At 74.9% G+C, this 18105-nt stretch carries 14 protein-coding genes; 9 read left to right on the top strand and 5 right to left on the bottom strand.

The window, feature by feature from the left end; all coding sequences use genetic code 11:
• Positions 1–122: 122 nt before the first annotated feature.
• The gene (locus JQN72_RS14115; RefSeq protein ID WP_307812699.1) at positions 123–1799 is read right to left on the bottom strand and encodes an FAD-binding dehydrogenase; all 1677 of its coding nucleotides are present in this window, start codon (positions 1797–1799) and stop codon (positions 123–125) included.
• Between the two features lie 98 nt (positions 1800–1897).
• Between JQN72_RS14115 and JQN72_RS14110 the strand changes: the two genes are divergently transcribed.
• Positions 1898–3181 carry an Nramp family divalent metal transporter gene (locus JQN72_RS14110; RefSeq protein ID WP_204135758.1) on the top strand — a complete coding sequence of 428 codons (1284 nt, stop codon included), beginning with the start codon at positions 1898–1900 and terminating at the stop codon, positions 3179–3181.
• Positions 3182–3196: 15 nt separating this feature from the next.
• Here JQN72_RS14110 and JQN72_RS14105 read toward each other — a convergent pair whose 3' ends face one another.
• The gene (locus JQN72_RS14105; protein WP_204135757.1) at positions 3197–3880 is read right to left on the bottom strand and encodes an HAD family phosphatase; all 684 of its coding nucleotides are present in this window, start codon (positions 3878–3880) and stop codon (positions 3197–3199) included.
• A gap of 69 nt (positions 3881–3949) precedes the next feature.
• Between JQN72_RS14105 and JQN72_RS14100 the strand changes: the two genes are divergently transcribed.
• Positions 3950–6055, top strand: coding sequence for a DUF998 domain-containing protein (locus JQN72_RS14100; protein WP_204135756.1), 2106 nt, complete (start codon positions 3950–3952; stop codon positions 6053–6055).
• A 203-nt stretch (positions 6056–6258) separates the two neighbouring features.
• On the top strand, positions 6259–7440 hold the full coding sequence (locus tag JQN72_RS14095) for a S1 family peptidase (RefSeq protein WP_239100648.1): 1182 nt from the start codon (positions 6259–6261) through the stop codon (positions 7438–7440).
• 72 nt (positions 7441–7512) lie between these two features.
• On the opposite strand, the gene JQN72_RS14090 is transcribed toward JQN72_RS14095, so the two are convergent.
• A complete protein-coding gene (locus tag JQN72_RS14090; protein ID WP_204135755.1) occupies positions 7513–8418 on the bottom strand; it encodes a sucrase ferredoxin in 906 nt (301 codons plus the stop codon).
• A gap of 132 nt (positions 8419–8550) precedes the next feature.
• Here JQN72_RS14090 and JQN72_RS14085 point away from each other — a divergent pair, with 132 nt between their 5' ends.
• From JQN72_RS14085 to JQN72_RS14070, 4 genes are all read left to right on the top strand, one after another.
• Positions 8551–9600, top strand: coding sequence for an SGNH/GDSL hydrolase family protein (locus tag JQN72_RS14085; protein ID WP_204135754.1), 1050 nt, complete (start codon positions 8551–8553; stop codon positions 9598–9600).
• An 87-nt stretch (positions 9601–9687) separates the two neighbouring features.
• The gene (gene xylB / locus JQN72_RS14080) at positions 9688–11103 is read left to right on the top strand and encodes a xylulokinase (RefSeq protein ID WP_204135753.1); all 1416 of its coding nucleotides are present in this window, start codon (positions 9688–9690) and stop codon (positions 11101–11103) included.
• Positions 11104–11147: 44 nt separating this feature from the next.
• Positions 11148–12419, top strand: a complete 1272-nt coding sequence (locus tag JQN72_RS14075) for a trans-acting enoyl reductase family protein (RefSeq protein WP_204135752.1) — start codon at positions 11148–11150, stop codon at positions 12417–12419.
• A gap of 14 nt (positions 12420–12433) precedes the next feature.
• Entirely contained in the window at positions 12434–13705 is a 1272-nt protein-coding gene (locus JQN72_RS14070) for a patatin-like phospholipase family protein (RefSeq protein WP_204135751.1), read from the top strand.
• Between the two features lie 14 nt (positions 13706–13719).
• On the opposite strand, the gene JQN72_RS14065 is transcribed toward JQN72_RS14070, so the two are convergent.
• Positions 13720–14883, bottom strand: coding sequence for an NAD(P)/FAD-dependent oxidoreductase (locus tag JQN72_RS14065; RefSeq protein ID WP_204135750.1), 1164 nt, complete (start codon positions 14881–14883; stop codon positions 13720–13722).
• Between the two features lie 48 nt (positions 14884–14931).
• Between JQN72_RS14065 and JQN72_RS14060 the strand changes: the two genes are divergently transcribed.
• On the top strand, positions 14932–16050 hold the full coding sequence (locus JQN72_RS14060; RefSeq protein ID WP_204135749.1) for a glycerate kinase: 1119 nt from the start codon (positions 14932–14934) through the stop codon (positions 16048–16050).
• On the opposite strand, the gene JQN72_RS14055 is transcribed toward JQN72_RS14060, so the two are convergent.
• Positions 16034–16999: a D-glycerate dehydrogenase gene (locus JQN72_RS14055; protein ID WP_307812697.1), complete on the bottom strand. Its 966-nt coding sequence runs from the start codon at positions 16997–16999 to the stop codon at positions 16034–16036. The genes JQN72_RS14060 and JQN72_RS14055 overlap by 17 nt on opposite strands.
• Positions 17000–17060: 61 nt before the next feature.
• Between JQN72_RS14055 and JQN72_RS14050 the strand changes: the two genes are divergently transcribed.
• Positions 17061–18104: a hypothetical protein gene (locus tag JQN72_RS14050; RefSeq protein ID WP_204135747.1), complete on the top strand. Its 1044-nt coding sequence runs from the start codon at positions 17061–17063 to the stop codon at positions 18102–18104.
• Position 18105 lies beyond the last annotated feature (1 nt).

The raw sequence follows: 18105 nt of genomic DNA, 5'->3' as shown, positions 1-18105 counted from the left end.
ACGCGGGGGAGGACACGACGAAGGGGTCCGCGGACGGGACGGCCCACGGGGCCCTGCGGGCGCGGGCGCGCCGTCCCCGCGTCATGCAGCCCACCCGTCGGCGTCAGGGCGGGAGGACGCGTCTACCGGAGGGCCGCCGCGGCCGCGCGTCCCGCCCGCAGACCGCCGAAGAGGCAGCCACCGACGAACGTCCCCTCGAGCGACCGGTAGCCGTGCATCCCGCCCCCGCCGAACCCGGCGACCTCACCGGCGGCGTAGAGGCCGGGCACCGGACGGCCTCCCGCGTCGAGCACCCGCCCGGAGAGGTCGGTGCGCAGCCCACCGAGGGTCTTGCGGGACAGGACCCGCAGCCGGACCGCGACGAGCGGCCCGTGCTTCGGGTCGAGGATGCGGTGCGGCGGGTACGCACGCTTGGTCAGCCGGTCGCCGCGGTAGCGCCGCGCGACCCGTAGGGCCGCGACCTGGGTGTCCTTGGTGAACGGGTTGTCGACCTGCCGGTCACGCTCGACGACCTGACGCTCCAGGTGGGCGGGGTCGACGTGGAAGTCCGGCTCGAGCTCGTTCATCCGGGCGACGAGGGCGCCGACGGTGTCGGCCGTCAGCCAGTCCTCGCCGTGCTCGAGGAACGCCCGGACGGACGGCTGCACCTTCGTGACCGGGCGGCGCAGGAAGTCACGGTAGCGGCGCTCGGTGAGGTCGGGGTTCTGCTCGGACCCGGAGAGCGTGAACTCCTTCCCGACGAGCGACCGGTTGAGGACGAACCACGAGTGGTCGGCACCGGAGCGCCGGAGGTGGCCCAGTGTGCCCAGGGTGTCGAAGCCGGGCAGGTAGGGGCTCGGGAGGCGGTCGCCGTGGGCGTCGAACCACAGCGCGCTCGGCCCGGGGAGGATACGGATGGCGTGGCCGGGCCACACCGGGTCCCAGTTGCGCACGCCCTCCACGTAGTGCCACATCCGGTCGTGGTTGACGACCGTGCCACCGGCCTGCTCGGTGATCGCGAGCATCCGGCCGTCCACGTGCGCCGGCACCCCGGTGAGCATCGTGTCCGGAGCGGTCCCGAGCCGGTCGGGCCAGTTACCCCGGACGAGGTCGTGGTCCCCGCCGATGCCGCCGGAGGTGACGAACACCGCCTGGGCGCCGAACTCGAACTCCCCCACCACGTCGCGGTTCGACGCGACCCCACGCGCGGCGTCGTCGGGCGCGAGCACCGACCCGCGGGCTCCGCTCACCGCGCCACCCGTCGTCACGAGGCCGTCGACCCGGTGGCGCGGACGGTAGAAGACCCGGCCTCCGGCCATGTGCTCGCGGATGCGCCGCTCGAAGGGCGCGACGAGGCCGGTCCCTGTGCCCCATGCCATGTGGAAACGCGGGACGGAGTTGCCGTGCCCACCGCTCGTGCCGTCGCCGCGCTCGGCCCAGCCGACGAAGGGGACGAACGAGACGCCCTGCCCACGCAGCCAGGCCCGCTTCTCCCCCGCGGCCCACTCGACGTAGGAGCGCGCCCACTCCCGGCCCCAGTGGTCCGGTCCGGGCGAGCCGTCCGGCAGGGTCAGGCGGTCCCAGCCCGCGGCGCCCTGCCAGTCCTGCCACGCGAGGTCGAGGGAGTCCCTGACGCCCAGCCGTCGCTGCTCGGGCGAGTCGACGAGGAACAGGCCCCCGAAGCTCCACCACGCCTGGCCCCCGAGGTTGGCCTCGGACTCCTGGTCGAGCAGGACCACCGAGCAGCCTGCGTCCGCGAGCTCGCACGCGGCGACCAGCCCGGCCAGCCCGGCTCCCACGACGACGACGTCGGCATCCACGGGATGCACCCTAAGCCCGTCCGCCTGGTGCCAGGGGCCCGCGCGACCCATGCTGGGACGTGCCCGCGACGGTGCGGGCCCGGTCGAAGGAGATCACGATGGGCAGCAGTGTCGGCGACCCGGCCACGGAGAGGACCGCCGGGACGGAACCCCGCTACCGCTTCGTCGGTCCCGGGCTGGTCGTCGCCGCGACGGGCGTCGGCGCCGCGGACCTCGTCGCGACGATGGTCGCGGGCAGCAGGTACGGCTACACCCTCCTCTGGGCGGTCGTCCTCGGCTGCGTGATGAAGGTCGTGCTCGTCGAGGGCGCGGGCCGGTACACGCTCGCCACCGGGCGGACGGTCTTCGAGGGATGGCGCAGCCTCGGCCGCTGGACCACCTGGTACTTCGGCCCGTACATCGTCGTCTGGGGTTTCGTCTACGGGGCCGCCGCGATGGCCGGCACGGGCCTGGCGCTGCACAGCCTCCTCCCCGCGCTGTCCGTCACCGTGTGGGGCGTGCTGTCGGCCCTCGTCGGGCTCGCGGTCGTGTGGACCGGCCGGTACCTGCCCTTCGAAAGGGTGCTGAGCGCCCTGGTCCTCCTCATGTTCGTCACGACGGTCGTCGCCGCCGCGCTCACCGTCCCGAACCTGCCCGAGCTGCTCGGCGGCCTGGTGCCCGTGCTGCCCGACGGGTCGACGGTCTACGTCCTCAGCCTCGCCGGCGGCGTGGGCGGGACCATCACGCTCGCGGCCTACGGGTACTGGGTCCGCGAGAAGGGCTGGCGCACCGAGGGCGCGATGCGGGTCATGCGGCTCGACAACGTCACGGCGTACGTCGTCACGGGACTGTTCGTCGTCGCGACCCTGGTGGTCGGTGCCGAGCTCCTGTACTCGGCCGGCATCGCCCTCGAGACCGGCAGTGAGGGCCTGGTCCAGCTCGGGGACGTCCTCGCCCAGCGCTACGGAGACACCGCCGGGACGCTCTTCGTCGTCGGCTTCTGGGCCGCGGCGATGTCCTCGCTCGTCGGCGTGTGGAACGGCGTGAGCCTGATGTTCGCCGACTTCGCCGGCGAGGTCCGTGGCCTGCCCGCCGACCACGCGGACCGCGCGGCCGGGGGGCGCTTCTACAAGGCCTACGTGCTCTGGCTGACCTTCCCCCCGGTGGTGCTCATGATGCTCGGCCGGCCCGTGTACCTCATCCTCGCCTACGGCGTGCTCGGGGCGCTGTTCATGCCGTTCATGGCGGTGACCCTGCTGTGGATCCTCAACACCGCCCGGGTACCGGACCGGTGGCGTAACGGGCCCGTGGCCAACACCCTTCTCGGGCTGTGCGCGTTCGCCTTCCTCGCCCTCGGCGTGGACCAGCTCGTCGGGGCGGTCCGGACGGCGCTCGGCGGCTGAGCGGCCGGGGCGGCCTCAGCCCTCGAGACGGACCACGCCGTCAGCGGCCGACATCCGGCCCAGGAGCTCCGCGACGTCGGTGACGACGAGGTCCGCGAGGGGCTCGAGCGCCTCCCGCGGGGTCGTGGACAGCAGGGCGACCCGCCCACCGCATCCGGCGTCCCGCGCCGCCTGCAGCCCGGCCACGGCGTCCTCGACGACGAGACAGTCGGCGGGGTCGACGCCGAGACGCTCGGCCCCCACCAGCCACGGGTCCGGGAATGGCTTGCCGTGCGCGACGTCCGAGGCCGTCACGACGAGCTCCGGCCGGGGCAGCCCGGCCGCGCGGATCCGGACGTCGGCGAGGACGTCGTCACAGCTCGTGACGACGGCGGTCGGCACGCCGGCCCCGGCGAGGGTGTCGAGCAGCTCGACCGCTCCGGGCAGCGGGACCACCCCGTCGGTGTCGGCCACCTCGAGGTCGTGGATGCGGGCCAGCGCCTCCCCGAACCGCTGTCCGGGGAGCACCGAGCCGATGATCTGCCGGGCCGGGACGCCGTGCTGCCTCGCCAGGCGCTCGGGCTCGACACCGAACTCCTCGCACCAGCGCACCCACGAGCGCTCGACCGCCGGGGTGGAGTCGACGAGCGTGCCGTCGAGGTCGAGCAGGACGGCCCGGAAGACCCGGTGGGAGGGTGCGGGAGAGTGGGTCGGCGACATGGTCGTCACCCTAGGGCCGATCTCGGGGGCCGCCCGCGCAGGCCCGGGATGCGCACCTATCGTGGCCGCATGGCCCGCCCCGCCGGCGCACTGCGCACCGCGGTCGTCAGCGCGACGACCGCGGTGGTCGCGCTCGTCGGCGGCTGGACGTGGGCCCAGAACCTCATCGGCGGCTTCGACGCGCGCAGCGAGTCGATCAGCGCCCTGGCCTCGCTCGCCACCCCGCACCGCTGGGTGATGACCACCGGGCTGGTCGTCACCGGCCTCGCCCACTGCGTCACCGCCTACGCCCTGGGATCGGCGCACCGCGTCGGCCGCGCCGTGCTCGCCGCCGGCGGCGTCGCGACGGTCGGGGTGGCCCTCGTCCCGCTGCCCGGCCGGGGGGAGACCTCGGCCCCGCACGTCGTCCTCGCGACCCTCGCGTTCGCGCTGCTCGCGGTGTGGCCCGCGTTCGCGGCACGTCCGGGCGCCGCCACCCCCGTGCTCACCCCGCGGGTCGCGAGGACGGCCGCGGTCGTCCTCGCGCTCGCCGTCGCCTCGCTCGCCACCGGCGTCTCCGGTGGTGCGTTCGGGCTGCACGAGCGGGTCGTCGCCGCGCTCACCGTGCTCTGGCCGTTCGTCACGGCGGTCGGTGTCTGGTGGAGCGCGGGCCACCGGATCGGGTCCCGGCGCCTGCGGCACGTCCTCGCCGGACTGCTGCTCACCGGCGCCTGCACCGTCGCCGGGCTCGCCGCGACCACCGTCGCACCCGTGACGGCCCACACGCGGACGTACCAGGCCACCGTCGCCCTGGACGCCGACCCCCGGCTCGCGGGTGACCTCGTCGCCGAGACGACCTTCGGTGACGTCGAGGTCTCCTTCGCCGGTGTCGCGCCCGGCATCCGCGCCGTCCCGCAGGTGAAGTCGAGTATCACCGACGTCCTGTCCCGCCCGGGCGCCAGCCTCGCGAGCCTGCAGCCGGACCCCACGGAGCTCAACGCCGCCATCCGGGACGTCGGCACCCGGGTCATGGGCCGCTTCGCGTTCGGGGCCCTCGTCCTCCTGCTCGTCGTCCTCGGAGCGTGGTCGCTCGCCCGGCACCGGCTCCCCCCGCGCTGGCTCGTAGGGGCCGGGGTCACCGCCTGGCTGGCCTCGAGCCTCGGCACGACCGCGTCCATCTACACGACGTACCAGCCGTCCCGGCTCGGCTCGTTCGGCGCCACCGAGGTGCTCGGCACCCTGCAGCAGAACCAGGGGCTGCTCGGCGACGTGGAGACCCGGGCGACCCAGGTGGCGCCGTACCTGCGCAACCTGCTCGCGCTGTCCACCGCGCTCCAGCAGAAGTACGCGGCCGGCGCGCTCGAGGCCGACCCCGCCCTGCGGGTGCTCTTCGTCAGCGACATCCACGGCGGCAACCAGTACCCCCTGATGCGCACGATCGTCGAGCAGCAGAGCATCGACCTCGTCGTCGACGGCGGCGACCTCCTCAACTTCGGCACGGTCCCCGAGGGCGACGCGGCGGACATCTTCTCCGGAATCGAGTCGGTCGGTGTGCCGTACGTCTTCGTCAAGGGCAACCACGACGCCGCCGGAGAGGACGACACCGCGGTGCTCGACCGGCTCGCCCAGGTGCCGAACGTCGTCCTCCTCGAGTCCCCGGAGGGCGAGTACCGCGAGGTCGCGATGGGCGGCGTGACGATCGCGGGCTTCAACGACCCCCGATGGTTCGGGGACTCCGGCACCGGTACCCGCGAGGCGCAGCAGCCGGCACGAGCGGACTTCGAGGAGGCCTTCGCCGACCGCGAGGCCCCCGACGTCGTCGTCAGCCACGAGCCGTGGGGGCTCGAGAACGTGTCGGCGGGCGTCCGGCTCAACGGGCACATGCACGCCTCCGACCTCGAGGGGAACCGCATCCAGGTGGGCACGTTCACCGGAGGTGGCCCACTGACGCACTTCCTCGCGGACGAGGACGGCGAGGAGCTGCGCGGCCAGCCGTCCGCCTTCGACATCCTCACCTTCGGCACGGACTGCCGGCTGTCGTCGCTGACCCGCTACACCCTGCACGACGTCATCGAGGGACGGCCCTCGTACGACGACGTCTCGATCATCAACGGCGGGCGGATCGACACCCGGCAGCCCGACCCCGACCGCGCGTGCGAGCCGGGTACCGAGCTCACGACGACCGTCGTCCCCTGAGGTAAGGGCGAGGCAAGAGAGCGCTTTCCTCGAGGTAAGCCAGGGGGCGTGTCCGGCAAAACTCGTGTCATTTTTCCGTCTTTTCCGCCCGCTGCTGTTGAGCCGGGGCCGGGAGGGCAGAAGGGTCGAAGGACGCCGCACGAACAGTCCGGCGCGCCGCCGGCGCCGCAGGGGCCCGGCGTGGACCCCCCTGAAGGAGACACATGCTCACGACGCACCGCATCATGGCCGTCGGCATCGCCACGAGCGCTGTCATCGCGGCCGCTGCCACCGCTGCGGGTGCCGCCCCCACCGGGCCGGACATCCCCTCACCGGACAACGTCGTCGCCGGCTTCGTCGCCGAACGTGACGGCATCAGCCTCGCGCAGGCGAAGAAGAAGCTCGAGCGACAGCAGGACCGCCAGGAGACCTACGACGCCCTCACCGAGGCCGGGGTCGCCACCGACGGCGCCTACTTCGAGGGCGAGCGGCTCGTCGTCCTCGTCGACTCGGCCGCCGCCAAGCGGTCCGTCGAGGCCAAGGGTCTCGTCGCCAAGCAGGGCAAGGGTCAGAAGGAGCTCGACGCGCTGTCCAAGACCGTGCAGAAGGCCTCCGAGGACGCCCCCGACGCCGGCTCCCTCGTCTCGCTCACCCCGGACCTCGCGGGTCAGCGCGTCGTCGCCACCGTCACCGAGGACGCGGACCCGGCGCTCACCGAAGCCCTGGAGGCGATCGACGGCGTCGTCGTCGAGACGGGCGACGAGCTCACCACGCAGGTCGACGTCTTTCCGGGCCGGATCATGGACCTCTCGCCCGGCGGCTACTGCTCGCTCGGCTTCCCGGGCATGCAGGGCGGCAACAACGTGCTCCTCACCGCCGGCCACTGCGTCGAGTCGCGGCCCGACGTCCTCGACGGCAACGGCACGCACATCGGCCGGGGCACGGCCAGCCGCTTCCAGACCGGGTCGTCGAACAGCGTGGACATGGGTCTCATGGACATCGACGCCGAGGACACCGGCCGTCCGCTCGTCGACACCCGCGGTGGCCTGAACGGCTACGTCCCCGTCTACGGCACGAGCAAGAACGCCGTCGGCTCGAACATCTGCAAGGCGGGCGAGAGGACGGGGTGGACCTGCGGCCAGATCCAGGCCTACAACGTCACCGTCTACTACCAGGGCGGCACGACCGTGAGCGGCCTCGCCCGGTCGTCGGTCTGCGTCATGGGCGGCGACTCCGGCGGCGCCTACATCGGCACGAACAACTACGCCCAGGGCATGACCTCGGGCGGGCCGGTGAACTCCAGCTGTGGCTACAACCAGGGCTACAACGCCACCGGTTACTACAGCTTCTACCAGCCGGTCGTCGACGCGGCGAACTACTACGGCGTGACGGTCTCGACCTACTGACCACCGCCACCGCGCACGGCCCGTCCCGACCGGGGGCGGGCCGTGCCGCTGCAGGTGTCCCCGAGGACGGCCTCAGGCGGACGGGACGACGGCCGCCCGCTGGACCACGCTGGGCTTGGGTACGGCGCCGCAGCTGAGCGCGAGGTCGTCCTGCGGCTCGGCGTGCACCTCGACGAGGACGCGCTCCGGCACCGGGTCACGGCCGAGGATCTCGACCCGGGTGGGTCCCTCGCCGTCCGGGGGGGCCTCGATCCGTCCCGGGACGGCGTCGTCGACACCGGCCGGCCCGTACTCGTCGAGGACCAGCGCGATGGCGGCCTGGACCGCGGGCTCCCAGCGGGTGACGCCCCGGACGAACCCTCCGGTGACCCGGCCCTCGAGATGGTCGGCGACGACGGACGCCGCGGTGTCGGTGTCGAGGTAGCCGTAGCAGACCCCCTCGGGCAGCGCGAGGAGGGTCCCCGAGAACCGGTGACCGCCGAGGTGCGTGCACTCCCACGTCTCGTCCGGCCAGGTCCGGACGAGGCTGGCGACGATGGGGCGGCCGCGGACGGCGCAGCACGCGTCGCGGGTGCCCTGGGTGCAGACGAGAAGCATCGGCTCGGCGTCCTCGTCGCTCGAGCTGCACTCGACGCCGAGGGCGCGGGCCGCGGCGAGGAGGTCGTCGGCGGTCCGCCAGGTGCCACGCACCCAGGTGCCGCGCACGGTGTCGACCGCGAACCACTGCCGGCCCCCCGCGTCGGCCACCGCCCGGCCCTGCCGCCGGATGAGGAGCGCGCGTCCACCGAACGAGGCACAGACCGCCTCGATCTCCTCGCCGACCCGGCCGCCCATGGGCGGGGTCTCGGCGGCCTGCTTGGACCACGGCCCGGGATGCTCGATGAGGAGCCAGCGGGACGCGACGGGGGCGCTGCCGCCGAGGGGCTCCCCCCGGTGACGCGCCGCCGCCGAACAACGGCCGAGGTCGGTCAGTGCCATTCGCGCGATGCTACGCGGCCGGTCCCGCGGCGAGGGGGTCCGCGCCGGCCGGGTCCGCCGTCCGGCCGACGAGCGCATCCGTTCATACCCCCCTAGGTTGTGGCCACCATCCATCCCGACCCAGGAGGACCCATGGCCCGACGACGTGCCCTGGTCACCGCAGCCCTCGCCTCGGTGACGGCACTCGTGTTCTCGGTGGCTCCGGCCCAGGCCGCCCCACCGTCCTACGTCGCCCTCGGCGACAGCTACTCGTCCGGCACCGGGACGCGCAGCTACATCATCGACGGCACCGACTGCCTGCGCTCGGTGTACGCCTACCCCTCGCTCATCGCGACGTCGCGGCAGTACGCCCTGACCTTCCGGGCGTGCTCGGGGGCCACCGTCGCGGACGTCCGGGACCGTCAGCTCTCCGCGCTGGGCGGGGGCACGAGCCACGTGACGATCTCCGTGGGTGGCAACGACGCCGGGTTCACCGACGTCATCACCGAGTGCGCGCTCCCCTCCTGGATCTCCGACTGCTACCGAGAGGTCGACCGGGCACGGGCGTTCATCAGCGGCACGCTGCCCTCCCGGCTCGAGGCGCTCTACACCGAGATCCGCGCGCGGGCGCCGCGCGCGACGGTGACGGTCGTCGGGTACCCGCGGCTGTTCAACGGCGAGGACTGCAACGCGCTCACCTGGTTCAGCCCCAGCGAGGAGAGCCGGATCAACGCCGCCGCCGACCTCATGAACTCGGTCCTCGCCGAGCAGGCGTCGGACGCCGGGTTCTCGTTCGCGGACCCCACGTCGCGCTTCCTCGGACACGCGGTCTGCGACGACGTCGAGTGGATCAACGGGCTGACCGTCACGATCGTCGAGTCGTTCCACCCGAACAAGGCCGGTCACGCCTCCGGCTACACGCCGACGGTGAGCCCGTACGTCACCGGAACGACGGTGCAGGCGACTCCGAGCCTGATGCGCGAGGCCGCCGCGGGCGAACGGGAGCTCGCGGCCGACCTGCGCGAGTACAGCGCGCTCGACCGCGGGATCGAGCCGCGTTTCGTCCGGGCTCCGGACCTCGACAGCCCCCGCGCCCGGAAGGCGGCGAAGCGCGCCGGCGTCGACCTCGACAGCCGGGCGAGCATCGACGCCGCGGACCGGCGGTACGAGGCGAGGCAGCGGGCGGCGCACCCGGCCCGCTGACCCGCGACCCGTCGGGCACGGGCTCCACCGGTGGGCCCGTGCCTGACAGGATGACGGTGGCCCGACCCTGATCGTCTGGAGGCTCCCATGCCCGACCGTCCGCTCGTCGCGGGTGTCGACACCTCGACCCAGTCATGCAAGGTCGTCGTGTGCGACGCGGAGTCCGGTGAGGTCGTGCGCACCGGCCGGGGCACGCACCCCGACGCCACCGAGGTCGACCCCGCGCACTGGTGGGACGCGTGGGAGTCCGCCACCGAGGGCGGTCTGCTCGACGGCGTGTCGGCCGTCGCCGTCGGCGGCCAGCAGCACGGGATGGTCCTCCTCGACGACGCCGACGAGGTGGTCCGGCCCGCGCTGCTGTGGAACGACACCCGATCCGCGGACGCCGCGGCCGACCTCGTGCGCGAGCTCGACGGGCCGCGCGCGTGGGCCGAGTCCGTCGGCGTCGTCCCGCTCGCGGCCATCACCGCCGCCAAGCTGCGTTGGGTCCGCGACCACGAGCCGGAGTCGATGGACCGCGCGGTCCGCTGCGTCCTGCCCCACGACTGGCTGACCGGGCGCGTCCTCGCCGCCGGCGGAGGGTTCGAGGAGTGGACGACCGACGCCGGCGACGCCTCGGGCACCGGGTACTTCGACGCCGGCTCGCGGGAGTACCGCCCCGACCTCCTGCGCCGCGCGGCGGGCAAGGACCTCGCCGTGCCGCGGGTGGCGGGTCCGTCCGAGATCGTCGGCCGGACCTCCTCCGGCCTGGCGGTGGCCCCCGGGACCGGCGACAACATGGGTGCGGCCCTGGGGCTCGGCCTGCGGCGCGGTGACGTCGTCGTCTCGCTCGGGACGAGTGGCACCGCCTTCGCGCGGCACGACCGCCCGACCGCCGACGAGCGTGGCTTCGTGCAGTCCTTCGCCGACGCCGAGGCCGGCTTCCTCCCGCTCGTGTGCACCCTCAACGCCGCCCGCGTGCTCACCGCGGGTGCGACGATGCTCGGCGTCGACCTCCCCGGCCTCGACGACCTCGCCCTGGCCGGACGGCCCGGTGCCGAGGGCCTGACCCTCCTGCCGTTCCTCGACGGCGAGCGCACCCCGAACCTGCCGTCCGCCACCGGGTCGGTGCACGGCATCACCCGGACCAACGTGACCCCCGAGAACCTCGCCCGGGCCGTCGTCGAGGGCATGCTCCTCGGCCTCGCGAGCGCCGTGGACGCCGTGCGGGACGCCGGCTGTCCGGTCGAGCGCGTGCTGCTCATCGGTGGGGCGGCCGCCTCGCGGTCGGTGCGGGCCGTCGCCCCCGACATCCTCGGCGCCCCGGTGGCGGTGCCCGCCCCGGGCGAGTACGTGGCGGTCGGTGCCGCACGGCAGGCCGCGTGGGCCGTCTCGGGTGCGGAGTCGGCCCCCACCTGGGAGGTCGCCGTCGAGGCGACCGCCGACCCCGCCGACCCGGCCGCGGGTGCAGAGGCGCGCGAGCGGTACGCGACGGTGCTCGCCGCCACCTACCCGTCCGCCTGACGCCGGCCCTCCCGGTGCGGACGGGGGGACAGTAGGTTGGGCGGATGGCCGACCGCGACCTCGACATCGTCCTCTTCGGCGCGACCGGTTTCGTCGGGCGCCTCACGGCACGCCACCTCGCCGAGTACGCGCCCGCCGGGCTGCGCATCGCCCTCGCCGGCCGCTCGCCGTCCCGGCTGGAGGAGGTCCGTGCCGGGCTCGACGCCCGGGCCGCCGAGTGGCCGCTGCTCGTCGTCGACGCCCTCGACGACGCGGCCGTCACCGACCTCGCGGCACGCACCCGCGTCGTCGTGACCACCGTCGGCCCGTACGCCAGGTACGGCACGGCGCTCGCCGCCGCGTGCGCGGGTGCGGGCACCGACTACTGCGACCTGACCGGCGAGGTCCTCTTCGTCCACCGCAGCGTCGCGGCGAACCACACCACGGCGCAGGCCACCGGGGCACGGGTCGTCCACGCGTGCGGCTTCGACTCCGTACCGAGCGACCTCGGCGTCCTGCTCTGCGCGGACGCCGCCCGCGAGGACGGCGCCGAGCTCGGCACCACGCGCCTCGCCGTGCGGCGGATGAAGGGCGGGTTCAGCGGGGGAACGGTCGACTCCGCGGCGCAGCAGGCCGTCGAGATGCGGGCCGACCCCGGTGCCCGGAAGGTCGCCGGCGACCCGTGGGCGCTCGCCGAGGGCGGCCGCCCGGAGCGTCCGGACGGGTCGTCGCGGCCTCCGAGGCCGGGCGGGGTCGCGGGCGCCATCGCCACCGTGACCTCGCTGTCGCCGGTGCGCCGGGACCCCGAGACCGGCCGCTTCACCGGCCCGTTCCTCATGGCGGCGTTCAACACCCGTGTCGTCGCGCGCTCGGCGTCCCTGCTGGGCTACGGCCCGCGGTTCCGGTACGCCGAGTACTCCGACTACGGGACCGGTCCCCGCGGCGCCGCCACGGCCGGAGTCGTCTCGGCCGCGCTGATGGGGGTCGTCGCCGGCCTGGCGTTCGGACCGACCCGCGCGGTCCTCGGGCGGGTGCTGCCCTCCGCGGGCGAGGGACCGGACGAGGAGACGATGGCGGCCGGACGGTTCCGGATGGAGGTCACGGCGGAGGCGACGAACGGCGCGCGGTACCGGGCGGTCGTCGACGCGCCCTACGACCCGGGCTACTCGGGCACGGCGGTGATGCTCGGCCAGGCGGTGCTCGCGCTCGCCGAGGGCGACGACGGGCTCCCGGACACCGCGGGCGTGCTCACGCCGGCGGCGGCCATCGGGATGCCGCTCGTGCACCGGCTCCGCGCACACGGCTTCACCCTCGATGTCGAGCGCCTCCCGGCCTGAGAGTCCCACGTCCGATGGACCGCCCCGTGCCGGCCGACCCGGCCACCCAACGCGTCGCCCTCGTCCTGGAGGCCGGTGGCGCCCGGTCCGCCTACCAGGTGGGCGCGCTGGAGGTGCTGCTGCCGCGACTGGCCGAGGCAGGTGCGCAGCCGCGCCTGGTGGTCGGCACGAGTGCGGGCGCGCTGCTGGCGGCAGCCTGCGCGGCCACGGCCCACCTCGATGCCGAGGAGCAGACCGCGCGGCTGCTCGGCGTCCTGGGCCAGGCCACGAAGCGGGGGGTGATGCGGCCACTGTGGCGGCACAGCCCCTCGGTGGCGCTGCGGTACGCGTCGGAGACCCTCGGCATCTCCCGCTTCCGGCTGCGCGGCCTCGTCGGCACCCAGCCGCTCCACCGCACCCTGCGCACCGCGCTGGACTGGGACGCCGTACACCGCAACATCGAGGACGGTCGGCTCGACGCCGTCGCGATCACCGCCACCGCGGTACGGACCGGCCGGGTGGTGCTCTTCACCGAGGCCGCCCCGGGTTTCGGCGACCTGCCGCGGCCACCGCGGGAGCACCACCGGCACTACGCGCCGACCCGTCTCGGGGTCGAGCACCTGATGGCCTCGTCGGCGATCCCGGCACTCTTTCCCTCGGTGCGTGTCGAGGAGCCGGCGTCCGCGGCGGGCTGGTACGTCGACGGCGCAACCCGACGGCGGGTGCCGCTGGCCCCGGGGCTGGAGCTGGGCGGCGAGCGTCTGGTGGTGGTGGGGACCGGCAGCCTGCACCCGGCACCGGCCGACACCGAGCGCGATCGCGAGGACGTCGACATCGGTGACGGTGGTGCGACCCTCCTCGGCGCGGTGATGGACGACCCGCTGCGTCACGACCTGCGCCGGCTCGCCGAGGTCAACGACCTCGCCGCCGACGAGGCCGTCCTTCGGGCCCTGGACCGCCGTCGGCACGAGGAGGGCCGGCCCGGGCACCGGGCCGTGCCCTACGTCGCGGTCGCACCCGAGCGCGGTGAGGAGCTCGCGGCGCTCGCCATGGAGGTGTTCAGGGCCAACCACGGCTCGTGGCTCCACACGCTGGGCGACCCCGACCTGCAGCTGGTGCACCGTCTGCTGGGCAGCGACAGCCCCCTGCAGGGCGAGCTCCTCTCGTACCTGATGTTCGACCCGGACTTCTTCGACGGCGCCGCCGACCTCGGCCGCCGGGACGCGCGACAGTGGCTCCGGCGTGAGCCGCAGCTGTGGCGCACCGGCCCGATGCCCGCCCCGGAGGAGGCCGGTCCGGCGTCGTAGAACCGGGACGGCTCTCAGGCGCCGCCCGCGCGCGCGGTCAGGTGCTCCGCGATGCGCTCGGCGTCGATGCGCAGCTCGCGCAGCATCCCCGAGATCGGGTTGGTGAACCCGGTGAACCACAACCCGGGCTCGGCCTCGGGGCGGGACGTCCCGCGCACCGAGGGGAGCCCGCGCTCCCCGAGCACCCCGAGGTGCCCGACGAGCGGCTCGAGCCCGGCCCGGTAGCCCGTCGCGAGGACGACGGCGTCCGGCTCGAGCCGGGTGCCGTCCGTGAGGACGACGGCCGGCCCGTCCATCGACGCCACCGCGGCGACGGGACACACCGCGCCGGACCGGATCGCCGCCACGATCCCGACGTCCTGCACCGGAACCCGCCCCTCGAGGGTGCGCGAGTACAGGTCGGGACCGGCCGGTGGCAGACCGTGTGCGCTGAGGTCGGGCTCCTGGACCTTCGCGAGGACCCCGGCGACGCGGTCGACGAGGCGCGGGGGCAGGCGGCGCACGGCGATGCCGGTCGCCTGGGCCGGGACACCGAAGCGGGTCCGGGCGAGGATGTGCGGCGGGGTGCGCACGGCGAGCCGGACGGGAGCCGCCCCGTGCTCGGCGAGGTCGGTCGCGATCTCGGTCCCGGTGTTGCCGGTGCCGACGACGAGGACGTGCCGCCCCGCCCATCGGGCGCCGTTGCGGTAGTCGCGGGCGAGCAGGACCTCCCCGGTGAAGGAGTCGAGCCCGGGCCAGACGGGTCGCACGGGCGTGTGGTTGTAGCCGGTGGCGACGACGACGTCCCGGGCGGGGACCACCGTGCCGTCGTCGAGCCGGACGACCCAGCGCGCGTCGTCGGGCGCGTCCGGCTCGGCGCGGTCGACCCGCGCGACGCCCGTGCCGAGCCGGAGCCGCAGCCGGTGGTGGGCCGCGTACTCCTCGAGGTACCGCACGACGTCGTCCCGGGCGACCCATCGGCCGAAGCGCCGCGGGATCCGGTAGCCGGGCAGGTGGGACCAGCCTCGCGGGGTGTGCAGGTGCAGGCGGTCGTAGTGGCCCCGCCAGCTGGCCCCGACGTGGTCCGCGCGGTCGACGACGAGGGCGTCGACCCCCCGCATGGCGAGCGCCCCGGCCACGGCGAGGCCACCGGGGCCCGCGCCCACGACGACGACGGCCTCGGCGGCGGGAGCGCTCATGCAGCGCACGCTAGCCCATCCGACGAGGTGCAGCCCTAGGCTGCTGGGATGCCGCCGCGGGTCGTCGTCGCGAGCGACTCCTTCAAGGGGTCGCTCACCTCGGTCGAGGTCGGCGCGGCCGTCCGCAGCGGTCTCCTCGACCGCCGGGCGGACACCGTCGTCGACGTCGTCCCGGTGGCCGACGGCGGGGAGGGCACGGTCGACGCCGCGCTCGCCGCGGGGTTCCGCGCGGTGCCGGCCGCGGTCCACGGCCCGACGGCAGAGCCGGTCCGGACGACGCTCGCGGAGCGGGACGGTGTCGTCGTGCTCGAGCTGGCCGACGCCTGCGGGCTCGGCCGCCTGCCCGGGCGGACACCCCGGCCGCTCGCCGCGTCGAGCCGCGGGCTCGGCGAGGCGCTCCGAGCCGCGCTCGACCTCGCCCCCCGGACCATGGTCGTCGGCGTCGGTGGCTCGGCGAGCACGGACGGCGGCGCCGGGATGCTCACCGCGCTCGGCGCCCGCGTCCTCGACCCCTCGGGGGCCGCGGTGCCCGAGGGCGGCGGCGACCTCGGCCGCGCCGCCACGACCGACCTGACCGGCCTCGACCCGCGCCTGCGGGGCGTCCGGCTCGTGCTCGCCGCCGACGTCCGCTCCCCGCTGCTCGGACCGGACGGCGCGGCCGCGGTCTTCGGGCCGCAGAAGGGTGCGACCCCCGATGACGTCGCCGTCCTCGAGGCCTCGCTCGCCACCTGGGCGGGCCTGCTCGCCCCCGACCTCGTGGGCACCCCGGGCGCCGGTGCCGCGGGAGGGGTCGGCTTCGCGCTGCTGGCGCTCGGCGCCGAGCACCGCTCCGGCGTGGACGTCGTCCTCGACCTCGTCGGGCTCGACGCCCTGCTCGACGGCGCGGACCTCGTCGTCACGGGCGAGGGCTGGCTCGACGCGCAGACGTCCAGCGGAAAGGCCGTCACGGGGGTCGTGCGCCGGGCCACCGCGGCGGGAGTGCCGGTGGTCGCGGTGTGCGGGCGCACCACCCTCACCGAGGACGAGGTCGCCGGGCTCGGCCTCGCGGCCGCTCACCCGCTCACCGACCTCGAGCCCGACCCGCGCCGGTGCGTCGCGGAGGCGGCCGACCTGCTGCGGGCGGTCGGCGCCCGGCTGGCCGAGGAGCGGCTCAGCGCACCGGCGTGAGCGGGTCCTCGCCGCCCAGCACGGCCAGGACGTTGTCGGCCGCGAGGTCGGCCATCGCCGCCCGGGTCTCGACCGTCGCGGAGCCGATGTGCGGCAGGAGGACGACGTCGTCGCGGCCGAGCAGCCCCGGGTGGACGTGCGGCTCGTCCTCGTAGACGTCGAGCCCCGCACCGGCGATCCGGCCCGCCTCGAGGGCCGCGACGAGCGCCGCCTCGTCGACGACCGGGCCGCGGGCGGTGTTGACGAGGACCGCGGTGTCCCTCATCCGGGCCAGGGCGGTGGCGTCGACCAGATGACGGGTCGCCGGGGTCAGCGGGGTGTGCACCGAGACGACGTCCGACCGCTCGAGCAGGGCGTCCGTCCCGACGACCTCCGCGCCGAGCTCCGCCACCGCCGTCGGGTCCGGCTCGGAGCGCCCGGAGAGCAGGACCTCCATCCCGAACGCCCGTGCGCGCCGCGCCGTGGCGAGCCCGATCGCACCGGGGCCGAGGATGCCGATCGTCCGGCCCTGGACGGAGACCCCGAGCAGCTGGAACATCCCCCAGCCCCACGGCCGTCCGGTCCGGACGAGGCGCTCGGCCTCCCCGAGCCGGCGGGTCACCATGAGCACGAGCGCGAAGGCGAGGTCGGCCGTGGCGTCGGTGAGGACGCCCGGGGTGTTCGTCACGACGACCCCGCGCTCGCGGCAGGCGTCGACGTCGACGTTGTCGTAGCCGACGGCCACGTTCGCGACGACCCGCAGCCCCGGCCCGGCCGCGTCGAGCAGCTCGGCGTCGACCCGCTCGCCGAGCGTGACGACGAGGGCGTCCGCCCCGGCCACGAGCGAATGCACGTCGTCCCGCGACGGACGGGTGTCCTCGTCGCGGTAGGTGACGTCGTGGACGGCGTCCAGCCGCTCCACCGCGGTACCGGGCAGCCGGCTCAGGACGACGACGCGCGAGGTGCTCACCGCGCCAGTCTGCCCCTCACCGGGCCCGGGCCACCCCGGCGGCACCCGTAGGCTCCCCGCCATGAGCACCCCGGACCGGCGCCTCCCGCGCATCCCGCGCCGGCGTGCCGCGTCCGACCCGCTCGAGGCGACCGAGCGGTGGTTCCTCGCCAACGGCCTCTCCTACTTCGTCCCCGCCGAGCGGGCGGCGGCGCGTGCGGCGATGCGCCCCGGCCGGCTCGTTCCGGTCATCGGGGTGGCCCTGCTCGTCGCCGCGGCGCTCGGCGGGCTGCTCGGCTGGGTCTCGCACCAGGTGAGCGCGGCGCCGGCGCTCTGGCTGTCGCTCGCGGTGCTCGCCGTCGTCGGCTACGTCTCGACCGCGCTGCGGGCCCGGCCCATCCTCACCTTCGCGGTGCGGCGGACCGTGAGCAGCGTGCGGCTGCTCGCCTCGACCCTCACCCGCGCCCTCCCGCTGCTGCTCGTCTTCGTCGGCTTCCTCTTCATCAACGCCGAGGCCTGGCAGATGTCGGCCAGCCTGACCTTCGCCACGCACTGGGTCGTCATGCTGCTGCTCCTCGGCGCGGGCGTCGTCTTCCTCCTCGTCCGGCTGCCCGAGGAGGTCGACGAGCTCGACGACGCCGTGGACGAGGAGTTCCTCCGTCGTGCGTGCGCCGGGACGCCGATGGAGGACGACTGCGCCCGGCTCGTCGACGACCCCGAGGCCGACCCCGCGTCGTTCGCCCGGGTCACCGGGTTCGAGCGGTGGAACCTCATCATCGCGCTGCTCGTGATCCAGCTCGTCCAGGTGCTCGTGCTCGTCGCCGGGGTGTTCGTCTTCCTCCTCGTCTTCGGCTCGATCATCATGAACGAGGAGACCCAGCTGGCGTGGACGACGCTCGAGACCACCCACCACGTCCCGTTCGTCCGCAGCGTCTCGGCCGAGCTCGTCAAGGTCTCGCTGTTCCTGTCCGGGTTCTCCGGGCTCTACTTCACGGTGAGCGCCGTCACCGACGACACCTACCGCCACCAGTTCTTCTCGCTCGTCGTCCGCGAGCTCGAGCGGGCCGTCGGCGTGCGTGCGGTGTACCTCGCCCTGCGTGCCGAGCGGGACGCTCGGCCGTCGTAGT

Origin of the sequence: Phycicoccus sp. CSK15P-2 (assembly GCF_016888005.1) — a bacterium.
Taxonomy (GTDB): Bacteria; Actinomycetota; Actinomycetes; order Actinomycetales; family Dermatophilaceae; genus Phycicoccus.
Note: the sequence above shows the minus strand (reverse complement) of the source record. Positions and strands in the feature narration are given on the sequence as shown.